Genomic DNA, 22,564 nt, shown 5'->3' on the forward strand with positions numbered 1-22,564 from the left:
TGAATAGAATGCAAATTTAATAAAGTTGAAAAGTTCCAGTTTAACAACAGACGATTATTATATTATTACTACCAGTAATTGTAGGACAGCCTGTAAAGACTCAGGGACGTGTCTAACAAGCTCTCGTTGACCAGATCCCCGATTTGGAGCAACGGAAAATAGGGAACCGATAGGAAAGAAATAGTTACCCTGAAATACCGCCTCGGGTTCAGGCTCTAAGGATACCAGTTAAACAGTCCTGAGAGGTAGGGAAGTGCTCGCATCGCTAAATCTTTCTGACGCGTTCTTCCCTCGAGATAAAGATTCCAGGGTTTCCTGCTGAGGATTTATGAGCGGAGTGAACTGAAAAACTTATCTACTTTATATACAACGATTGTTTCATTTCTTTCAATTCTAGCACTTCAGGAGATATATGGATCTTGCAAAAATCCACGCAAAGCCAGATCTATATTTAAGAGGTTTTAAAAAAACACTATGGGATACCGCAGGAATTTTTCTTCTGAAGGGATGGAAGCAAATTGAAAAAGAAAATGTTGGAACTGTTGACGATACCATGCTTTCGGAAATCCTTAGAATTCAGGCAGAAGGATTTAAAAATGAAAGGCAGGGGGAAATTATAAAATATTCACAGAAATTCAGAAAAGTCTTTTATGTAATTAAGAGACAGGATAAGGTAATAGGCTACTGCATATATCACCTGAAACCGGTTTTGTCATCCCGGGGTTTTGAGAAAAAATCTGTAATTTATTCGATTGCAATTGACAGTGAATTCAGAAAGAAGGGATTTGGCAGGAAGCTTCTGGAAGAAAGCATCAGGGAAATGAAGCTGAATAGGGTATTTTCTGTCCTCCTGTACGTAAACGTAAACAATATCCCTGCCATAAAATTATACGAGAAAACGGGCTTCTTGATAATCAAAGAAGTAGAAAACGTATGTGGACAAAAGGAGATGTGCTACAAAATGGAACTTAAACTTTTTTGATTTCAGGACTCAGAGGGTATATTTATATAAAAATTCGGTTTTACAGTCCAGTATGCCTGTAGTTCATAACTTTATATCTGCAGCAAAGGAAAGAGTTTCTTTTAATAGCAGCAACAAAACCCACGGTGAATTATATCAATGGCTTTCCACTTTAAGGTGATTCTATGGATCCCACACAAATTTACATGAGATTAGTTTCATATTTTGCGAGTTTTCTGAAACTACTGCGGGATACAATCGGGGCTCATCTTCTAAAAGAATGGAAACATACCGAAAAGGAACATATTTTGCCTGTAGATGAAACTATGCTTCCTGAGATTCTTAGAATTCAGGCAGAGGGATTTGATAGTAAGAAACAGGAAAATCTTATAAAATATTCAAAGAAATTCAGAAAAATCTTTTACGTAATTAAAAACCAGGACAAAATTGCAGGTTACTGTATATACTACCTGAAACCAGAACTTTCGTTCAAAGGACTGAAAAAGAAATCCGTAGTTTACTCAATTGCAATCGACAAGAAATTCCGGGGAAAAGGATATGGCAGGACGCTTCTGGAAGAAAGCATAAAGGAAATGAGGCTGAACGGAATATACTCTATTCTCCTGTATGTAAATGTAAAAAATGCCCCTGCAATAAAGTTGTACGAAAAAATGGATTTTCAGATAATCAAAAAAATAGAAGGTATATGCGGCCAGAATGAGACCTGTTATATAATGGAGTTAAAACTTGCCTGATTAACTCCTCAATTGTTTTTAAAATTGGCATTTTCCTGCAAGTGTTTCTAATTTCTGAAAAGCGTTACCTGATGAGATATTTTCCTTTTTTTACGGTTGGCATTTCATCCATTACTACAGCTTAAAAGTACTACAGCTTAAAAGTACTATAGCTTAAAGGATATCTTTAAATAAAACTCGAGTTCACAATTTAATGTGTATTTAATTAACGTCCTTGTTTTTATCGGGGGGCTACTGCTGCTTGTAAAGGGGGCAGATCTTTTCGTAATGTCCTCGTCCTGGATTGCTAAGAGGTTTGGGGTCTCGGAGTTTATAATCGGGCTAACTCTGGTATCGATAGGGACATCTATGCCTGAGCTTGCCTCCTCCCTTACAGCATCCTTCGAACACGCAAGCGGAATAGTTATAGGCGATGTACTCGGGTCAAACATCGCAAACATAGGACTGGTCGTGAGTACCGCTGCCCTTCTGTCCAATGTGAAGACTGAAGAACTAATGCTTAGAAGAGACGGCTATATAATGTTATTTTCCGCCTTTCTTTTTTTACTTTTTGTTCTGGACTTCAGAATTTCAAGGATTGAAGCCTCAATTTTTCTTTTTCTATATGTTGCCTATCTTCTGTTCCTGCTTGAGAAGGTGAAAAAACACGAAGAAGATATATATTTCAAAGACTTTATTCACTACTTTTTCAAGTTTGAATATATTTTCGATTTAAAAGCAAGGATTGAAACAGGCATTAGAGGACGAATAGATGAAAAAAGAATAAAGGAAGCCATAAAAGAAAGCTATGAAGAAACAGAAAGAGAAACTAAAACAGAAGAAGCGATCAGGGCAGAGAATAAAACTTGCACTGAAATTAAAGCCGAAAATGAAACTGAGATAGAAAATGAAACTGAAATAAAAAATGAAACTGAGATAGAAAATGAAACTGAAAATCTTTCTGAAAGCAGCCTTTTAATAGAGTTTATAAAACTGGTCACAAGTGGATTTGCTATAATAATCGGGGCAAAGTATTTCATAGAGCAGTCAATATTTTTTGCCCAGATTCTGGAGGTTCCGGAGACTCTTATCGGTGTAAGCCTTGTTGCAATCGGGACTTCCCTTCCTGAACTGATGGTAACGGTTTCTGCAGCCCGCAGCGGCTATGCCAGCATAGCTCTTGGAAATGTCATAGGGTCAAATATCACTAATACTCTCTTGATTCTGGGCTGTTCGGGACTTGTCCACCCTCTCACAGTAACCGAAATCAGTGTCTATTACATAACACCTTTCATGCTGCTTATCAGTCTCCTGCTTCTCCTCTTTATCCGGACAGGCTGGAGAATAAAAAGGTTTGAAGGGCTTATCCTTTTCCTTCTCTACTCCGGATTCATGTTTTTCATCTTCCGCCTCGGATGAGTTACCACCCTGAAGAAACACATCTATTTTTGCTATAATCCTTCCTGCATTTCAAAAATATGGCTCCTGAGGATTTCATTTCAGGATGTCATAACCGACTTCCTCAAGGGCTCTTGTTGCATTTTCCATGTATGTTTCCCTGACCAGAATGTAATCAGTATCATATGTTGAAACGGCAAATATGCTGATACCGTTATCAGCCAGAGTCGTGCTGATTCCTGCAAGGATTCCTGTCAGTCCGAAGTCCAGAGGTCCTTCAACTTTCAGGCAGCTCCATCCCTTTTCAACCAGGGCACCTGCAGGAATATTCTCAGGGATACTTCTTTCCTGGCAGACGACCGAGAGCTCTTCAGGGGTTTGCGTAACCGATAAGAAACTGCTTCCATACACCCATTCAGGAATTTCAGAGCCTGTTTCCAGCTTGCAGATTCCAAACCTGCCTTCAAGGACACTTAAAGTGAGTTTATTTTGCTTCATACAGGATTCCTTTTTTGTCTTTTCTATTAGACATTTTACCTCAGACTATGGTCCTGGTCTGGATTTCTGTTCCATTTAGCACTCCAGGCTCAAGGAATTATTATTCTTATCTCAGGAAGCGCCAACATCAATATTTAAGACCAACCGCGAACAAATACTTAGTTAAATTCGTTTCTTTATCTTTTGATCTTTATCTTTTAAGCTTTATTTCTAACCGGGGCTGGCTTGAATGGAACTGCTGGGTATCGATATACTTAAAGTTTTGACGGGGATAGACGGATTTGTCTGGGGGCCACCCCTTCTGATTTTGCTGGTGGGGACGGGGATTTTCCTGACCATGAGCCTGGGGTTGATCCAGGTCTTCAAACTGCCGCTTGCTCTCAAATATGTCCTGAATTCGAGAAAATTTGAGGCGGGAGTTCTGGGGGACGTCTCAAGCTTTGCTGCGCTCAGTACGGCCCTTTCGGCAACGATCGGGACCGGAAACATCGTGGGGGTTGCAACTGCAATCAAGACCGGGGGGCCCGGAGCTCTTTTCTGGATGTTCCTTGCGGCTTTTTTCGGGATGGCTACCATGTATTCCGAAGCCCTGCTAGCAGTCAAATACAGGACTGTTGACGCAAACGGGCAGATGTCCGGGGGCCCCATGTACTACATCAAAAAAGGGCTGGGTCATAAAAAGTACAGCAAAATTCTTGCCCCTCTTTTTGCCATCTTCGGGGTAAATGTTGCCCTTTTCGGGATAGGGACCTTTCCTCAGGTAAATGCCATCGTGGACTCGGCCCGGATCGCCTTTGATATCCCCGAAATCCTGAGTGCAGCCGTGTTGAGCCTGCTTGTAGCTTTTGTGACTCTCGGGGGGATCAGGAGGATTGCAGCCGTAGCCCAGTTAATGGTGCCTTTCATGGCAATTGCGTATGTGCTGGGCTGTCTGATTATTATCGGGCTGAACCTTGACAAAATCCCTGCAACCTTTTCTCTGATCCTCAATTCCGCCTTTACAGAAACCGCAGCCCGGGGCGGCTTCCTTGGAGCCGGTATGATGCTTGCAATCCGGATGGGAATTGCCCGTGGGATCTTTTCAAACGAAGCGGGACTCGGGAGTACGCCCATTGCAGCTGCAGCTGCCAGAGTCAAAGAACCGGCAAAACAGGGCTTGATCTCCATGACAGGGACCTTTTTCGATACGATCGTCGTCTGCCTCATGACCGGAACTGTGCTGATCATGACGGATTCCTGGACAGGGGATCTTGCTGGAGCCTACATGACCAGCTACGCTTTTTCCACCGTGCTTTCAGACCTCGGAAGCTACATCGTGACTCTGGGCCTGATCTTCTTTGCCTTCACAACCATTATAGGATGGAACTATTACGGGGAACGCTGCACGGAATTCCTCTTCGGGGTCAGGGGGATTCTTCCATACAAGATTCTTTACATCCTCATTGTTGCCTCAGGAGCCTTCCTGACCCTTGACATCATCTGGGTCCTGGCAGACATCGTAAACGGGCTGATGGCTATTCCGAACCTGATAGCCCTCCTTGCGCTGAGAAAGGTCGTTGTAGCCGAGACCAGGAAGTATTTTGAAGCCCTGAGTTGAGGGTCCGATCGCTGAAAATCGACATCAAACCACCTGAACCTGAGGCCTGAAATCCGGCCGGGGCAGGGAAGAATACAACCTGATGAAGGTTGCAAATAAAGTGTAACGGTTATAAGCCCTTCCTGCAGATTATTACATAAAATTCACCTGTCCAGAAAAGGATCGTTACCCATGAAATCCACCCATCAAGAAACAAATTCCAGGGCTGTGAAGAAGAGATGTATTAAAACAGCTACATCCCCTGCAGCCGCCTTCCATTTTATCGCGGCCATCTTGATAATTACCGCCCTCCTGACTCCCACAGCTTCTGCGGGTGTAGTTTCCGGAAATACCCATCTTGAGGTGTATGTATCGGAAATAACCCCTAACCCCGCCAGGCCCGGAGAAGACCTGCTCATAAAAATCAACATCGAAAATACCGGAAACGACCCTGCCGAAAACGTGAAAATAGGAATTGAGGAACTGGACCCCTTTATTTTTAAGTACAGCACCTCAGAGGTTTACGGTTCCGGGACTAACACCGAGCGCATTTTTCAAATTGAACAGATAAGGCAGCGCGCAAAAGTCGAGCTTAACTTCCATTTCAGGGTAGATGAAAGGGCAACGTCGGGAGTCCGCCAGCTTGAGTTCACCATAGTAGATGGGGACGGGGTGAGCTTTTCGAAAAGGATTCCGATCAGGGTGGAAGGAAACCCTGATATTGTACTCATGGGGACTGTAATCGCTCCGGAAAACGGAGGGAATGCTTCTGTTGACGCCCTGATCCCGGGACAGGCATTTTACCTCCGGACTACGGTTAAGAATGCAGGGAACGGAAATGCAAAAAACGTCCGGGTGATCCTCGACTTAAATGGCTCTTCTCCCATTATCTCCCTCGAAGACAACGTCCGTTTCTTTGAAGCCCTGAAAGCCGGAAGTTCTGAGAACCTGTCTTTCAAACTCCTTTTAGGCAGCAACGCAGAGGTGCAGCCCTACAAAATCCCCCTCAGAATAACAGCTTCAAACGAAGCTGAGGATTTCCAGATCAACAAGGCCCAGGAAATAGGGGTCAACGTGCTGAACCAGGCGAAAATTAACATTGCGAGCCTGAAATTCGATCCCCAAATGCCGGTGAAGGGACAGAAGGTTTCCATGATCCTCAAGCTTGAAAACGTTGGGGAAGGGGAAGCCCGCTTCGTGAAAGCCAGTCTTGATGGGCTTGAAGGCTCGGGAAGCACAGAAGCTTTCCTGGGACGCCTGAAAAAGGACGATGACGCCCCGGCAGTCTTTACTTTCATTCCGGAAAAAGCAGGAGACCAGGAAGTGACTCTGCTTGTGGAATACGAAGATGACTTTGGAAAACACCAGCTCAGTGAGGACCTGACCTTCAGTGTGGACAGACAGGAGGGGAGCATTATCCCCATTGTGCTGGGAGCAGCCCTTATTCTTGCAGCCGCAGTCTTCTACATGAAAAAGAAAGGCAAGCTCTGAAGGTCATATATATAAAAATAAATCCAGAAGCAAAATAACCCAAGTAGGACGCCTGATTATGCTTGAAAAAGCGAAAGTCTCCTTCTTCCTTGCCGGCCGCTCTATAAGAAGGGGCAATAAGGGGATCACGATCTTTACGATCTTCGTGCTGACCCTGATCTTTGTACAGCTTGTGCTCTTTTCGAGCATGTTAGCAGGAGTCACAGTCCAGTTCAACAAACTGCTGGTGGACTTTCAGACCGGAAACGTAGTCATAGAGCCAAAGGAAGAGGAAAGGTATATTGAAGCTGCTTCAGCCCTCCAGAAGAAGATTGAGAGCCTACCTGAAGTCACCGGCACTTCCGCCCGCCTGAAAGCCTCCGGCGCCTTCCGCTACAAGGAAAAAGAGATGGGCGCCACGGTATACGGGGTGGACCCGACGGACGAAAGTTTTGTTACGGGGCTTGAGAGCACCATGTTAAGCGGGGAGTTTTTAAGCAAACCCGACAGGGGGGAGATTATCCTGGGCAGAGAAATCTCGGGCGGCTTTGGGGCTCTGATGGACTCCCGTTCCCTGGGCGGCGTGGAAGTCGGAGACACCGTAGAAGTCACAATTCAGGGCAGAACAAAGGAGTTCCGGGTCAAGGGGATCTACAGCACCCTTTATTTCATGATCGATTCGGCCGCCTACATCAGCAGGGCCGATATGGAAGAGATGCTCGGCGTACAGGATAGGGACCTTGCTCAGGAAATAGCCGTCAGGACCACCGAAGGCACGGACGAAGTCGGGACCCGGGAAAAGCTAATCTCTCTCGGGGTCAGGGAAAATGTCCGTACCTGGAGGGAATTTGCAGGCCTCCTGAGTTTGATCGAAGGCACGCTTGGCATGGTAAGGAACATCATGAACGCAATAGGGCTCCTGATCGCCTTCGTGATCATTTTCGTGGTAATCTACGTAAACATCGTAAACAAAAAACGTCAGATCGGCGTCCAGAAAGCCATAGGGATAGAGCAGAATGTTATCATAGCCTCCTTCGTCCTCCAGGCCATGCTCTACGCAGGTGCAGGCGTGATCCTTGGCTACATTCTTATGAACTACGTAATCGTCCCCTACACCGTTGCCAACCCTGTACAGGTCCCTGTTGGTGCCATCAGCCTGGAGCTGGACGACCTGGAAGCCGTAAATCGCGCTGTCCTCCTCTTCATGGCTTCTGTGATAGGCTCCGTGATCCCCGCATACAAACTGGCAAACAAAGGCCTCCTGGAATTGATCTGGGAGAAATAAGGAGGAAATGAAAAAATGGAAGTCCAGAACGAAGAAGGAATCGAAATCGGAAGGGAAGCTGAACCCAGATCCGGGATCTCCGGAACAAAATCCTCTGCCATTGTAGAAGGCATCAACATCGTCCGCACCTTCAAAATGGGGGAGGTGGAAGTCCGGGCTCTCAGGGGAGTCACCGTCAGCATCCGCCGCGGGGAATTTGTTGCTATCATGGGGCCGAGCGGCTCGGGGAAGACTACGCTCTTAAACCAGCTCGGAATCCTGGACACTCCCACCTCCGGCAAGGTCATCGTTGACAGCATCGATACCTCTACCCTTTCTGACAGGGAAAAAGGTAAATTTCGCCTCTACAACCTGGGCTACGTCTTTCAGGACTATGCCCTCCTGCCCGAACTTACCGCCTCTGAAAACGTTTACATCTCCCTAATGATGCAGGGAAAAAGTAAAGCAGAATACGAATCCTCAGCCGCTGAAATCCTGACGGCCGTAGGCCTCGGCGATCGCCTTTCCCAGCTCCCCTCCAAAATGAGCGGTGGACAGCAGCAGCGCGTGTCAATCGCCAGAGCGCTTGCTCATTCCCCAAGAGTCCTTTTTGCAGACGAACCCTGCGCCAACCTGGACTCTCAGACCTCAAAGGAAGTTCTGGACCTTTTCAAGAAATTTAACACAGAATTGGGGCAAACGATCGTAATGGTCACACATGAAGACTGGCACGCTGCATATACTGACAGGGTGATCAGGTTAAAGGACGGGATGTTAGAGCAATAAATAGTGTATAGTGTACAATCAGTATTTTTTGGAATTATCATTGGATATTGGAACTGAGTCGATATTACTCTTGTATTTAAAAAAGTGAGGAAAAAATGTCTACAGAAGAAAACAAAGCAATAGTTAGCCGATTCTTTGAAGAAGGACCATCTAAGGGAAATTTGAGTGCTGCTGATGAGTTACTGTCAGCTAATTTCGTTATGCATGCACCTCTTCCTGCCTCTCCGGGAATCGAAGGAATTAATGAAGTAATTACCACGTGCAGGGCAGCCTTCGAGCATCTCAATGTTACAATTGAAGACATGGTTGTCGAGGGTGATTACGTAGTTGCCCGCTTTACAGCTCACGGAATACATAAAGGCAATTTCATGGGTTTACCAGCTACAGGCAAACCGATAACCATGACTGGCATAGAGATCTTTCGCATTAAGGACGGTAAGATTACTGAGCTATGGGCTGAGGCTAACCTTTTGGGTCTGATGCAGCAGTTAGGAATCATTCCTATGCCTGGAGATCAGAGTTAAATGCCATTACCTCTGCGATGCTGACTGCCGTTGGGGTTGAAGCATTTTCTCTCCAAAATGAAAGGGGGTCAGCAACAGCTGGTTTCGGTTATTCGGGCGCTTGCCCACAAGCCTATAATCCTCTTTGCTGCCCGAGTCCCGTCTCGGGAGGCCGGCGTCCTTTTCGCTACGCTCAAGAGGGCTAATGTTGGGTTTTAGCAGTGAATTTCGTCCAAGAAGGCTAATTTATAGGTTATAATAGTGAGTTTCGCTCGTTCAAGCGGAGTAAATTACGATTTCTCTGACCCGTGCAACCTTATTCACTGTATCGGATCGTTCCTGTCACGCTCGACGCAGGAGAGCGGTCTTGCAAAAAAAGAGAAAAAAGCCAGAAAGTAAGAGAAAATTGGGAGCCGTTGAGAGACAAACAAGTAAAAACAACCAAACAAGTAAAAGCAACCAGAAAACCTGAAAGGGTGCAAACAAAACATAATTAAATTATACCTGAAAAATACTTTTTTCCGCATCTATTTTTACTTCTTTTTACTTCTTTCTGCCTCTTTTTCAGACTTTTTCTTTCTGCTTCTTTTTTTTCGACGGGCCGCCAGACAAGCTGACGGGGGTACTTTAATATCTGAATTTAAAAGCGGTTTACAGGATCAAGGGAAGTATTTCTCAGACTTTACGGCGCAGAAATCATATCTTATTTCCTGAATAGGTGTCATATCTTATTTCCTGAATATGTTATACAAAAAACAGCATGAAAAATATGCTTCTCATAGAATTATATAGTTTTTCAATTCTACAGGATATAACAGGTGATTAAAAGGGGATTTATTGGCGCGTTACCTGGAATATTTAACATTGTATTAGCCGGGTAGTTGTCGCTTTATTACTGGATAATTTGCCTAACTAAAAATTAAAATATTAGAAAAGTTTTTTTAGTAACATCCTCAATATAATTACTAGAAATTACAACTGTGGTCTGAGATTGTATGCTTGTAGTACCTCTTCTGAATAAATATAAAAAATACCTGATGTGGTCCTATCGTACCCTCGGGTTTTTACAAATAGCCGGAAAATATTCCTTTTTGTTTTTATTGATGATTCTATTTAACCTGTATGAACTGGCTTATTATGTTCCCGGAGTGGGTAAACTGAGTAAGTTCCAGATATACCTGGGCACTTACTGGTTTAACCTCGGGTTAATGGCTACAGGGGCACTGGTGCTGATTTTACTTGCCGGTTTAATTTCCAGGTTATTTAACAGGAGAAGTAAGTTTAATCTGATAAATCTCCTTGAAACCAGCTTTCCGGAACTAAAAACAAGGCTGAGTACAGCATATGATAACAGTCAGAACATCAACATAGTTACAAAGAAACTGCTTGAGGACGTGCACAGCCAACTTACCGGCATCAAAATAAAAAAAATAGTTCCAAAAAACCAGATTTTCAGGTCGTTTTTAATATTTTTGCTGGCTGCAGGAGCTGTCACCTTCTGCATACATGAGGGCTTCAGTTTTGATATATCTCCCAGCCAGCTAATCGATGATCTACGGGATAATATGTCTAACCTGAATGCCAGAGCTGCTTATGACGAAAATGAGCCCGTTGTCCCGGATTCCAGGTACAATATAAAAGCTGTAATCATAAAAAATGGAGATCAGGTTGAAATGAAAATCAATCCGAGCCTGGGACTCGGGTTCACAAGCCAGATAGATACGGAAACTGAAAAAAATTTCAACGATAGCTCGGACAGCTTTAATGAGGAATTCAAGCAGAGTCAAACCTATTCGGAAAATCTGCCAGAAGAATATGAGCCTTTGATTAAACAATATTTTGAAGCACTTTCATCCTGAATCTTTCCCCTTTATGAATCATTCCCTATAACGAAGTTATAGAAAAAGAAGGTCGGATAAAGCAAAAAGCCCTTAAAGCAGCAGAAGTGCCCTAATTTGCAGCAAATGCCTGATTTATGTAAAAAATAACGGAGTTTCAATATGAGAGAGTTACAGGAAATCCAGCTTGAAGATTCAGAACTTAACTTAAAACCTACATATGAAAAAGCCCCCCAGATTTTCGAGGTTATCTTTAAAGAAATTGGCAATGCTATCGTCGGCCAGAAAGAAATGGTCCGGCAGATCCTCATAACCATGCTGTGTGAAGGGCATGTCCTCGTTGAAAGCAATCCCGGGCTCGGCAAGACACTTACTATATCCACTATTTCCCAGATCATGAGTATGAAGTTTAGCAGGATACAGTGTACACCTGACCTTATGCCCGCAGATATCACAGGGACTGACATTATCGAAGAAGACGAGAGAGGTTCAAAACACTTCAAGTTCAAGCAGGGTCCTGTCTTTGCAAACATCGTGCTTGCGGATGAAATCAACCGTGCCTCCCCAAAAACCCAATCTGCCCTGCTTGAAGCCATGCAGGAAAAGCAGGTTACAGTGGCAAGTACGACATATCAACTGGACAGGCCTTTCTTTATCCTTGCGACACAGAACCCTATCGAAATGGAAGGAACTTATACACTTCCCGAAGCCCAGCTTGACAGGTTTTTAATGAAAATCCGCCTCGGTTACCCGGATTCAGAAGAAGAGTTTGAGATTGTAAACCGTTATGCTGAGGCTTTCAGGCCAGCTGTAAGGAGGTGCATGGATAAAAATACGTTTATCGAACTGCAGCAGATAACCCGCAGAATCCCTATCTCAAACAAGCTCAAAAAGTATGCAATCGATATCGTAAACCAGACTAGAAATATGCCTGAAATGATAGAATCAGGCGCATCCCCGCGTGCTTCAATTGCATTGATCCTCTGTGCAAAGGCAAACGCGTTTCTCGACGGCAGGGGGTATGTTGATAAAGAGGACATTGACTCCATGGCCCTTCCGGTCCTCCGGCACAGGATAATTCTATCTTTTGATGCTGCAAGGAACAACATCACCAGCGATAAAATCATACAAAAAATCCTGGAGAGCAGAAAAACAATTCTCTGATCCGGCCAGCGGAAAAAATGGCTGAGGCAATGATCATACATGGCTGGCGTAAAACACACAATCGATACATCATTCCTGACTCAACTCGACAGGTATGCAATCCCTCTTAGCAGGAGGGTTTCAGCAATTCACACGGGCAGTCATCAGTCAACCAGGGCAGGGGCAGGGCTTGACCTTATAGACCACAGAAAATACAATCCGGGAGATTCATTAAAAAAAATCGACTGGAACCTCTATGCACGTACGGAAAAACTCTACATCCGCAGGTTCGAAGAAGACAAAAACCTTAACATGGTCATATTGCTTGACGCCAGCAGCAGCATGCTCTTTCCTGACAGCAAGCCGAACAAGTTCGAATATGCTTCAACAATAGCCGCAGGAGTTTCTTACATCGTAATGAAACACAATGACGTGTACACCATTTCAACGTTTGCAGATGATGTGGATTACACAAAGGCACACAAAGGAAGGGATGATTTCCTGCGGACAATAGATTCCCTGACCCGGATTCCTGTCAATGGAAACACAAAACTTGCAGACTGCGCCGACTCCATATACCCGAGAATAAAAACGAAATCAATGGTGCTTATAATCTCAGACTTCCTGGACAGCATAGATTCGGTCCGTAATGCAGTTAACAAACTGTCCAGACATGAGCTTGTGCTTGTACACATTTATGACGAGACCGAAATGAACCTGCCTGAAACCGTGGACGGAGCAGTAAAATTCATTGACAGCGAGACGAACGAAGAAATCAGTTTTACGGTGGGCCCTAACTTTAAAAAAGAATATGCTGCCGAATACTCAAAGCATATGGCTGAACTGGAGAAAATTGCTTACGATTTTAAAATCCCTTACTTCCGGGTCAGCGTAATAAACCAGCCGTTTGATACTGTTCTTAGAATTATAGGTGAAGGGTGATCCTGCCTATGGACTTTGAATTTTCCCAGGGCCTGGCTGCACTTGCAGGCATAATTCCCCTTATAATAGTATACCTGCTTAAGCCTCGCCCTAAAAACGTTATTCTTCCCTCCCTGATGTTCGTTCGGAGGATAAGCCAGAATGTGCTTGATTCCAGGCGCACCATCAGTAAAAAAATAACAGACCCACTTTTCTTCATACAGCTACTGGCTCTTATTCTTCTCTCTACAGCAATTGCAGGTCCCCTCTTAGAAGAGGTTAAAACAGATTCTGAAAAGGTAGTACTTATAATAGACTCGTCTGCAAGCATGAACGCGCCTGATAGGGCTGATGGCGCCAGGGCAATAGCAATAGATAGCCTGGGCGAAGAAAATACAATTATCACCGCAGAAAGTATTCCTGTGGTGCTTGCAAAAGCGCTGGACGCAGACGATGCAAAAGGCGTGATTGACAGCCTGGAGATGAGAAACACTCCCGGAGATATCCCCAAAGCGATTTTGACCATTATAAACGAGAAAGAAAACGAGAACGGAAAAATCGTAGTCATATCCGATTTTGAAAACTGGGCTGGAAGGGCGCCTGAAACATACATCCGGATTGCAAACACGAGAAACATGGAGCTTGAGTTCAGGCAGGTAGGCAATAAAACTGCCAATTATGCCATTGTGGATGGCTATTTGAAAGATAGAAACGATGGGACGTATGAATATACATGCACTGTCAAAAACTTTAACGATATCAGTGCAGATCTTGACATTCAACTGGAGAGTAAGGCTGAATCCTCCTCCGGCACAAAGGTGAGTAGCCCGGTACAGCTTGCAGGGTTCGGAGCGCAGCAAATAAAATTTTCAAATATCCCTCAGGGCACATCAACTGTGGAAATCCTCAATGAAGACGCAATACCCTGCGACAACATTGCTTACATTTCAATTCCTGAAGTCAAACCCAAAAAAATCCTGGCCTTAACAGACCCTGAGGAGGCTGCAGGGAAGTCTCCCCTGATAACGGCGATATCCCTTCTGCCTGACATTCATGTTGATGTGCGGCAGGACCTTCCTGAGGATGTTACGGAATACGATACCATAATTGTAAACTCCAAACACAAATCTCTCTCGACCCTCGACGTCCTGGAAATCGTGGCTTATGCAAAAAGCGGAAAAGACCTGATAGTCATAGGAAACGAGTGCCTGTACGATTCATTACAGATGCGCGGGCTTTATTCTATCCTGCCGGTAGACATAATTTCAGTAGAAGACGAAGGCAGCCATACCATCGAGACCGTGGGGAGCGGAAAAAATATTTTTGAAGACGTTACGTTCAGCGAGGTATACCTGCGCAGGTTCCTGGTCACTACCCCGAAAGAAGGGGCTTCAGTCCTTGCAGAGGTAAAGGGAACAGGGACTCTGGTCAGTATGCGGAATATAAAAAACGGGACCGTGACCTATGTAGGATTCAGTGATGCTACCGGAAAAGATGCATGGAACAATTTTGCCACTACCCCGACCTACCCTGTGTTCTGGGTAAAACTGCTCAGGTACATGTGGGGAGTCGGAGACATCAGTGAAACAAACGTGAACACAGGCCGTTACCAGGCATTTGACCAGAATATCCTTATAAAAACTCCTACAGAAACCATCAGCAGTAGTTTCGTTTATTATGACGAATGCGGATTGTACAGCCTGAACCAGAAGACAGTTGCTGCTAACCTCTACGATGCCATGGAATCGAATACCTTTACGGAAAAAAGACTGAACCTTACAGGTGAAAATGGAGAAATCCGGAAGTTGGAACTCCGTACAAAGTCCCCTGACAAACTCCGAAAGTACCTTATTTACGTCTTACTGCTGCTTATCATAATTGAAAACGCAGTTATGTTCAGGAGGAGGATCATATGACCTTCAATCCTTATAGTTTTGATTTTTTACACAGCAGCGAATTGCTGCTCCTGGTTCCTCTGGCCCTTTTTGTGCTTTTAGGGCGCTGGAAAAAGGTCGATAAAAAACATCTGTTCTTCCATGCCCTTGTGGTCTTCCTCCTGATCCTGGCTCTTGCTGCTCCCTATTCTGCAGAAATGAGCTCTCCAAAAACCAACCAGACCAGGATAACTATAATTTCCGATGAAAGCACCAGCATGGAACTGCTGCAGAAAGGAGTCTCCGAGGAGATTTCAGAAAAACTCGGGACCCGAGTCCCGGTAACAGTTACAACGGTTTCAGGGATACATACCTCTCTTGGCGATGCTATTATTCAGCAGGCTTCCCCGGAAAACTATGTGCTTGTGGTCTCGGACGGGCAGAGCAATTCAGGAACCCCGGTTGAGGAAGCCCTTTCTTATTGTTACAAAAATAATTTTCCTGTAGCAGCCCTTATCCCCCGGACTGAAAAAGAGGATCTCAGCGTGGAGATAGAAGGAGATAATGAGGCTGTAATCGATAATGAAGCGTTTTATAAAGTTAATATTCGAAAGGCAACTGACGAAAAAATGAGCTACCAGATAAGGATTACCGTCGACCATCAAAAAGTAATGGAGAGGGAAATCACCCAGACAGGGAGAATAGAAAGTATAGAGTTCAACCACACTTTTGAGACGCTTGGGCCTCATACTGTAAAGGCAACTCTGCACCCGGCAAGCATAAGTGTTAAAAACCTGGATTATTTTGAGAACAATAACCAGTATATGAAAAGTGTATATGTAACCCCCAAGCCCAAGGTCTTACTTGTTACGAATGAGCCCGACTCTCCTCTTGCAAACACGATGAAGGAGATCTACGACGTAAGAGTAGCCGGATCATTCAGCTCTCTTAACGGCACGGACGCCGTTATAATTGACAACCAGGCTGCATCAACTATCTCGGACGCAGAAGCCAGAGCCCTCAGGAATTATGTAACTAACGGAGGCGGCATGGTAGTGGTCGGAGGGGACTCTTCTTTTGATTACCCTGCAGAAAAGACATACCAGAACACCGAGTTTGAGGAACTCCTTCCTGTCACCTCAGAGCCTTCGAACTGGAGGGGAGGCAGAAACATTGTTCTGATGCTTGATGTTTCGCCCAGTACCCTGCAGAAAAACGGTGTTGGAGGAAGGGTGCTTGACGATATCCTCTCAAATGCCATAGTCCTTCTCGAAAGCGACCTCCTTAAAGATGCAAGAGTCGACGTGATCACCTTCGGAAGCGTGGGGCAGGACATTACAGACGGGTTTATAGATATGTCAAAAGAGTCAAACAGGCTCTGGCTTGATGCTGAAATCCGTAAAATAACGCCGTCAACAGCGCAGGTCACGTCCCTTGAGCGGGGACTTTTAACTGCAAATAATCTACTTAAAGCACAGAACAATAGTGCCGACGCTGAAATTATAATCGTGTCTGACGGCGGAATAGGTAATGTAGCTGAAGGGGATTTAAGGTTTGATAGAGCAATCCAGTGTGCGGAAAACCTTCACGAAGGTAGCGGCATTAACATCCATTTTGTCCATATATACACTCCGAAAATTGACGAGCTCAAGGTTACCTCTAAAGGTCAGTATTATGCCGCGCTCTTCATGAACCAAATAGGCCTGTCCAAAAACTACTACAGGATAGAGCCTGGAAATAGGGTAAAAATAAGCTTCTCCGAAAATCCTGAGGAGTCCGAAGACCGGGAAAACGAATATTCAAGCGGATCAATCGTTGTCTATGACCCTAAGCATTTCATTACCCGGAACATTTCCTACATAAACCAGGATATTTTTGGGTACAATGAGGTTACTCCGAAACCTGAAGCAAACCGCCTGGTTATAACAAGGCTTGGCAAACCGATAATAACAGTCTGGAGGCTGGGGCTTGGGCGTGTTGCTGCGATTACAACTGACAATGGGAACGGAAACGGAATCCCCTGGGCGGCTTCTCTGTACTCGGGAAATGACAGCCTGATAATTACAAGGACCCTGAACTGGGCAGTTGCAGATCCCGAAATGTCCGAAGAGATCCAGCTAAAGATACCTGACCTTAAAATGAGCCAGCCAGGCAGAATCCTGATAACAACCGGAAAAGAAGGTGCTCCTGAGCTTTATTTTGACAAAAAGCCAATGGAAATCACCTCCATCGGGAACAACATGTACGAATCATACGTTACAGCCGACACCTTCGGGCTCCATAAAATTTCCGAAACCCCTGTTGATGCAAACCTGACCGAGGAATTAATGTCTGAAGCTTCGGGGACTAAAAACGTATCCTGGAGACCCGCTGCCGTAAACCGCCCGGACGAATATACATATGTCGGCGAAAATACTCTTTTCAGGACAGCTATACTTGAAAACGGAGGGAAAATCTACACTAAAGGAGACGTCTACTCAAGTATATTGGAGGACGCTTCAACCGGCACAAAGAAAAAAATCCTGACAAAAGTCTTTTATACGAAATATTTCCTTGCCCTCGCTTTTCTGATATACCTGCTGTATACCTTGCACCACACGTATAATACACGGATGAAATGATACACGGATGAAATTACGGTATCCGGAATAGGTTAATTGATATATATAACCCGAAGACAGCCTGCAAATCCAGGAAGTATGATACACCATGGAAGTATGAGATACCTACGAATACAGCCAAAGAATACAATAAGCTCAGAGATGTGATTTATCAAAGTAAGAGACCCTGTGTATGTAGAGGTATCAGGTCAGATATGTAACCCCATTAGTTCAATGGTATATTATTAAACTAATTAACTAAAATGAATATGATGAGCTACATAATATATCAATAATGTAACATTTCATGTTAAAAATATTATATATGAGAACTGCATAGTATAATTTGCGTTCTCATCTAACAACCCCACTAGCAAACAAACACCTACTCCACAATAAAGAGACGAAATAAACCTCTCAACCCACAAATCAAATACCTCAAAACTCTTCCCAAACAAATAAATATCTTAGTACCCTTAGGAACTTCCAGATATTTTCAGGTGGGGACGCAATCTTTTCTTCAAAAAAGAAACTGATTTTTAAGATTTTTTCATATTCCTTTTCAGCAAGGAATTCAATGAGTTCAATTAGTACAGTTAGTCCGGTGAATTCTATTTAATAAAACTCAATGCACACTCAGGTTTCTGTTTTACCTGTTTCTCGAGTGCATAATTTTTGTTTTATTCAGGGAGCCTGAACAGCTGTTTTTAGAAATTCGTCTAATCTTATCCAGTTGAACCCTGTTGAAGGTGATAAAAGATTTTGAATCTGACTTTTTTGAATATAATTGATTGAATTCTACCCGTTTTATAAACAAAAGTTGTGGCGGTTAGCGAGAAGTAGCATTGAATGGGGCTGATAAAGTTATCAGGTTGAAAGAGGGAAAAGTAGAACAGCAAAGAAAAGCGAAACCTGGCTGCAGTATTTCCGTATTGCAGTCATAATAGATCAAAAGAAGATAAGAGGGGCAGATCCAGAGGTTTCCAGCACCCGGGTTCCAGGGAATAATATACTCTCCGTTTTTATAAAAACCCAGGCACTCCTTTTCAGAATCATATTTTTTAACAGAATCGCCTGATGTTTGTATGTTGTTATCATCTCCGTAATTTTCAAGGCCCAATAGAAGAGGGTCTTCTGTGAGATAAGGTCCTGCAGGATACGTCAGTACACCTTCCTTTATTATGGTACCTGCTGGCCTGGCATCAGCTGCATTTGCTGTGATCAGTACCCCAATAATCAGAATCAAAATGAAATTAAATTTTTTTATGCCTCTTCCTCCTCAGGTTTCGGAACGATATTAAAAATAAAAGAATAATTTGACATCAATATATTAAAGAAGAATTGGACCAAGTACTATATAGTGTTTTTTAAAAAATCAAATAAATATATTTCTACTGATGCCCCGATTGAGTGGGAAGCCGCACACGGTTTGTCTAACGATATAATATTATGTCTGTGATGAAAAGTTATGTCAATGGACTATCAGATATAATGGTTAACTAATATTATTTGTTGAAAATATTATATACAGTGAGTGCCTAGTATATTTTGCGTTCTCATCTCTCTACGCCAAATTAGCAAACACCTATTCCAAACATACTTCAACATCCACTCCGAAAAACTACCCCATAAATAAAGAGATAATACCAAAACTCACAGCCTATGAGTCAAGTACCTCAAACCTCTTCCCAAAACAAAAGCATCTCTTATAAGTATTCGGAATTTCCAGAATTCAGGTGGGAACGCAATCTTTTCTTCAAATAATAAAATGATTATTCCGGACTTTGTGATAATACCCTCCAGCTTTGTATAGATATTATGAGGGATAAAGAAGCGTATTAGTGTGACTAAACCTGCTTTTGAGACACTGCTTTTTTGAGACACTGCTTAATGTATAAAAAAATGGGGCATGATTTAAGTATAGTATACTTATTCAGGACCAACTATAAATTTTTAGACTTTGTGACAAAGAGTTTTATTTAAACACGTGTTTGAAAATTTAAAAACCAGTGCCCATAAAAAGTTTGACGTTAACATATCTACTGGAAGCCTTCATCCGCCTTCAAAAACTCGTCGTACATTAATTGCCTGGCAAACTTTTCGTACGAACTCTAAAGCGATAATGGATAACCTTTGAAGGCTCAGGCCATTCCTACACAAGACCTCTTGCCCCAAATTTCGCTGGCGTTCATCAAACACAATAAAGTAGAAGTCTACCGGACAAAACGATTATTAATGCCCATAATCCCAAAGCGCAATTCGAGTGAATCGCAATTCGGGTGCGACACATATACAAAAAAAGGAAAGTAATAAATTGTAAATGAAGTGTTATGTAACTCAGTTACACGGATAACACTTAATAGCGGTTCTCTCTGGGAGTCCTGTGGTTAGGAAGGCAGTCCCTGCAGTAGACCGGTCTTTCTGGGTCAGGTTTGAAAGGTACTTCAGTTTCAACGCCGCAATCAGAACAAACTGCAGTGTGCATTTCCCTGGGACCGCTGTTTCCGCGGAAACCTACGGAATTTCCCCTGAAATTTCTGTCATTAAAAGCCATTTTCGTTTCACCTCCGCTTATAGCGGATAGTCAATAGTTTAAAAATAAGATTGTATAGAGCTCTTTGATTAAAAACAAAAATGAGTTTTTAATAACAGATTATACGTATCTTTATTTTTAACGTACCTACGAGACAGATATATTATATAAATATATCTGTAAAGCATGTAACTATATGAAAATTTATCTATTCCATAAGTTAGATTCATACCGTTTTTTCTCTGTCATTCCAGGGGTTAATTTCCGGATTGAAAATGTGATCACTGGAAGTCTCAACTGATTTTTCAACTGATTTTTCAACTGATTTTTCAACTGATTTTTCAACTGATTTTTCAATTGATTTTTCAACCGGGAATTCAACTGCTTTTTTTATCGTTCTTTCAACCGAATTTTCAATTGAGCTTGCAGTTGAACTTCCTGTCTGGACAGGGGTAATTCCAAGTATTTTCTTTGTTCTGAAGGCTGCAAGCAAAAACCCGTATGTGAGTGGACCTATAATGATTCCGATCGGGCCAAGAACGAAGACCGGAGCTGCAAAGGCTATAAGAGTAATTGCCGGGTGGATTGCAGCCCGGTTTCTGGCAAGCCTTGGTCTTATGACGAAGTCAGGGATAAGGCTCAGGAGGATGATTCCCAGGAAACACAGGGCTCCTGCCGTAAAAAAGTCCTGTATGAGGATATAGTAAAGGGCAAGGAGGCCGTAGACAGCACCTGCTCCGACAACTGGCAGGAGAGCCATTATGAAGGTTATAATTCCCCAGATAAGGGGATAAGGTACTCCAAGAGCCCAGTAAAGGACTCCCCCGAGTATGCCGGTCACGAGGCAGGTCAGGAAGTAGACTATGAAGAGGCTCTGGTAAATGTAATTGAGCTCCCCAAGAAATACAACCCCCACTTTCCTGTCCGGAAAGAGATTCGGGAGTTCGGCTGCGATAGTTTCGCTTTCTACAAGAAGGTAATAGGTCAGGACAACAATTACTATCAGCTCTACAATCAGGATCGAAAGGCCGGTTGAGATCTGGAATATATTATTCTGGATTTCGGGGACATAATCCATGATCAGGGAGTTAAAGTATGCACCGATGCTTTCAGTCAGTTTTCCGGGATGAGTCTGGATAAAAGGCTCAAAAAGCCCGACTATCCGCCTGAGATCCATATTTGCAAACCCGTTAAGGGTATTGGGAATTTCTAAAATTTTTGAAATCTCATTCATTAAAGCCTTCACTATCATAACACTGGAGGATATTGTAAGAAGAAAGATTGCGCCAAGCGGGATCAGGGCGCAAGTCTGCTTGCGCTTAATGAATCTGAGACACAAAAAGTACACAGGATGAATAACGTAAGCAAAAAGAGCACTGAGAACAATAACATAAAAAAAAGCTGATGTTATATATAAGGCATATAAAGAAACCAGTGTGATTATAACTGCATAGATAGCCTTAACAGGGTCATAATTTTTCATATAATTAAATACTGGGAAAGTAGATAAATAACTTACTATCAATATAAATAAACTTCTCTCTTTGAAAGCATTAAATTTGTTTTCTTGAAAGCATTAAAGTATTAATGTTTGAGAGGATCAAATAGTTTGAGAGGATCAAATATGTTTGAGAGGATCAAATATGTTTGAGAGGATCAAATATGTTTGAGAGGATCAAATTCGTTTAATAAATAGTAGGAAAAAAGTATTATTAAAATAAAAAAATAAAAAATATTTAAAGAGTTTTTGAGAATATTTGGTTACAGAGATATGGTTTCTGCCTTCTTCCGTTTGAAAATTGCAGTTACTGTTCCTTCATCATCAATATCTTCCTTAATTAGAATCAGTTCCCAGCCCTCATTTCCAATTTTTTCAAGGTCGCTCATCAGTTGTGGCATATGCACACCATGAATCCTGCGAGAATCATACTCCCATAGATGTATCATTCAATACCCCTCCTAACGATTAAGAGAAACTTTGTGATGTAAATTATTGCAATAAAACTATAAATAACCCGAACAAAATAAAAAAAATAATTGGGTTTCTGTATCAAATACAGATATGTCTGAGCCCCTTTTTCATATCAATATTTTTCACATTTATTTTTAGCTATTTTTCCCGAATCAGATAGTTCCGGAACTGAAGACCTGAAAATTATTCCATCTTCGTATTTTATCCTGCGGATTCTCTCACACGCCATGAAATCTAAAACCAGTTCAATATCTTCAGGGTATCCGGTATTGGGATATAATGGAGTCAGAGGCTGGGAGTTTTGCCCTGAGACATAGAACATATTTTCCCCGAAATAAGCGATGTAGTCCAGCTGATACTTTTCAAATACGAGGCGAATGAATTTTTTTGATAGAGGAGACTTTGCAAATTCAAAGTCCTCGTCTGTCATTTCAATGCCTGCTTCGTACATAATAACGAGATTGGCAAGATTGGATATAAATTACAGGTAAAG

General features: G+C 42.9%; 19 protein-coding genes. 13 read left to right on the forward strand and 6 right to left on the reverse strand.

Features of this window, described 5'->3' with window-relative positions; genetic code table 11:
• The first annotated feature begins 412 nt into the window (after nt 1-412).
• The 3 genes from EO92_RS07015 (at nt 413) to EO92_RS07025 (ending at nt 3,114) form a co-directional block, all read left to right on the forward strand.
• A complete protein-coding gene (locus tag EO92_RS07015) occupies nt 413-982 on the forward strand; it encodes a GNAT family N-acetyltransferase (RefSeq protein WP_082107964.1) in 570 nt (189 codons plus the stop codon).
• Nucleotides 983-1,146: 164 nt separating this feature from the next.
• Nucleotides 1,147-1,716, forward strand: coding sequence for a GNAT family N-acetyltransferase (locus tag EO92_RS07020; RefSeq protein ID WP_048170365.1), 570 nt, complete (start codon nt 1,147-1,149; stop codon nt 1,714-1,716).
• Nucleotides 1,717-1,911: 195 nt separating this feature from the next.
• Nucleotides 1,912-3,114, forward strand: coding sequence for a calcium/sodium antiporter (locus EO92_RS07025; RefSeq protein WP_048170367.1), 1,203 nt, complete (start codon nt 1,912-1,914; stop codon nt 3,112-3,114).
• 75 nt (nt 3,115-3,189) lie between these two features.
• Here EO92_RS07025 and EO92_RS07030 read toward each other — a convergent pair whose 3' ends face one another.
• A complete protein-coding gene (locus EO92_RS07030; RefSeq protein WP_048170368.1) occupies nt 3,190-3,591 on the reverse strand; it encodes an ACT domain-containing protein in 402 nt (133 codons plus the stop codon).
• Nucleotides 3,592-3,820: 229 nt separating this feature from the next.
• Between EO92_RS07030 and EO92_RS07035 the strand changes: the two genes are divergently transcribed.
• The 10 genes from EO92_RS07035 (at nt 3,821) to EO92_RS07080 (ending at nt 17,587) form a co-directional block, all read left to right on the forward strand.
• Nucleotides 3,821-5,188 (forward strand): sodium:alanine symporter family protein, encoded by a 1,368-nt coding sequence (locus EO92_RS07035; RefSeq protein ID WP_052734295.1) that lies wholly within the window; start codon nt 3,821-3,823, stop codon nt 5,186-5,188.
• Nucleotides 5,189-5,359: 171 nt separating this feature from the next.
• Complete coding sequence (locus EO92_RS07040; protein WP_235283230.1) at nt 5,360-6,658, forward strand: COG1361 S-layer family protein; 1,299 nt, start codon at nt 5,360-5,362, stop codon at nt 6,656-6,658.
• 58 nt (nt 6,659-6,716) lie between these two features.
• Nucleotides 6,717-7,922, forward strand: coding sequence for an ABC transporter permease (locus tag EO92_RS07045; protein WP_048170370.1), 1,206 nt, complete (start codon nt 6,717-6,719; stop codon nt 7,920-7,922).
• Nucleotides 7,923-8,057: 135 nt separating this feature from the next.
• Nucleotides 8,058-8,687: an ABC transporter ATP-binding protein gene (locus EO92_RS07050; protein ID WP_235283238.1), complete on the forward strand. Its 630-nt coding sequence runs from the start codon at nt 8,058-8,060 to the stop codon at nt 8,685-8,687.
• A 95-nt stretch (nt 8,688-8,782) separates the two neighbouring features.
• Nucleotides 8,783-9,211 (forward strand): ester cyclase, encoded by a 429-nt coding sequence (locus EO92_RS07055; protein ID WP_048170375.1) that lies wholly within the window; start codon nt 8,783-8,785, stop codon nt 9,209-9,211.
• A 1,082-nt stretch (nt 9,212-10,293) separates the two neighbouring features.
• Entirely contained in the window at nt 10,294-11,049 is a 756-nt protein-coding gene (locus EO92_RS07060; RefSeq protein WP_235283231.1) for a hypothetical protein, read from the forward strand.
• Between the two features lie 141 nt (nt 11,050-11,190).
• Nucleotides 11,191-12,192 (forward strand): MoxR family ATPase, encoded by a 1,002-nt coding sequence (locus EO92_RS07065; protein ID WP_048133789.1) that lies wholly within the window; start codon nt 11,191-11,193, stop codon nt 12,190-12,192.
• A gap of 39 nt (nt 12,193-12,231) precedes the next feature.
• Entirely contained in the window at nt 12,232-13,113 is an 882-nt protein-coding gene (locus EO92_RS07070) for a DUF58 domain-containing protein (protein ID WP_048170379.1), read from the forward strand.
• An 8-nt stretch (nt 13,114-13,121) separates the two neighbouring features.
• Complete coding sequence (locus tag EO92_RS07075) at nt 13,122-15,008, forward strand: VWA domain-containing protein (protein ID WP_048170380.1); 1,887 nt, start codon at nt 13,122-13,124, stop codon at nt 15,006-15,008.
• Nucleotides 15,005-17,587: a vWA domain-containing protein gene (locus EO92_RS07080; protein WP_048170383.1), complete on the forward strand. Its 2,583-nt coding sequence runs from the start codon at nt 15,005-15,007 to the stop codon at nt 17,585-17,587. Before EO92_RS07075 ends, EO92_RS07080 begins: the two co-directional genes overlap by 4 nt.
• A gap of 808 nt (nt 17,588-18,395) precedes the next feature.
• On the opposite strand, the gene EO92_RS07085 is transcribed toward EO92_RS07080, so the two are convergent.
• From EO92_RS07085 to EO92_RS07105, 5 genes are all read right to left on the reverse strand, one after another.
• Nucleotides 18,396-18,812 carry a hypothetical protein gene (locus EO92_RS07085; RefSeq protein WP_048170385.1) on the reverse strand — a complete coding sequence of 139 codons (417 nt, stop codon included), beginning with the start codon at nt 18,810-18,812 and terminating at the stop codon, nt 18,396-18,398.
• Between the two features lie 1,110 nt (nt 18,813-19,922).
• Nucleotides 19,923-20,120, reverse strand: coding sequence for a CxxC-x17-CxxC domain-containing protein (locus EO92_RS07090; protein WP_048170387.1), 198 nt, complete (start codon nt 20,118-20,120; stop codon nt 19,923-19,925).
• Nucleotides 20,121-20,325: 205 nt separating this feature from the next.
• Nucleotides 20,326-21,582 carry an AI-2E family transporter gene (locus tag EO92_RS07095; protein ID WP_048170389.1) on the reverse strand — a complete coding sequence of 419 codons (1,257 nt, stop codon included), beginning with the start codon at nt 21,580-21,582 and terminating at the stop codon, nt 20,326-20,328.
• Nucleotides 21,583-21,860: 278 nt separating this feature from the next.
• On the reverse strand, nt 21,861-22,046 hold the full coding sequence (locus EO92_RS07100; RefSeq protein ID WP_048170391.1) for a hypothetical protein: 186 nt from the start codon (nt 22,044-22,046) through the stop codon (nt 21,861-21,863).
• A gap of 137 nt (nt 22,047-22,183) precedes the next feature.
• The gene (locus EO92_RS07105; protein ID WP_235283232.1) at nt 22,184-22,501 is read right to left on the reverse strand and encodes a hypothetical protein; all 318 of its coding nucleotides are present in this window, start codon (nt 22,499-22,501) and stop codon (nt 22,184-22,186) included.
• Nucleotides 22,502-22,564: the final 63 nt, after the last annotated feature.

The organism is Methanosarcina sp. 2.H.A.1B.4 (assembly GCF_000979385.1).
Classification (GTDB): domain Archaea; phylum Halobacteriota; class Methanosarcinia; order Methanosarcinales; family Methanosarcinaceae; genus Methanosarcina.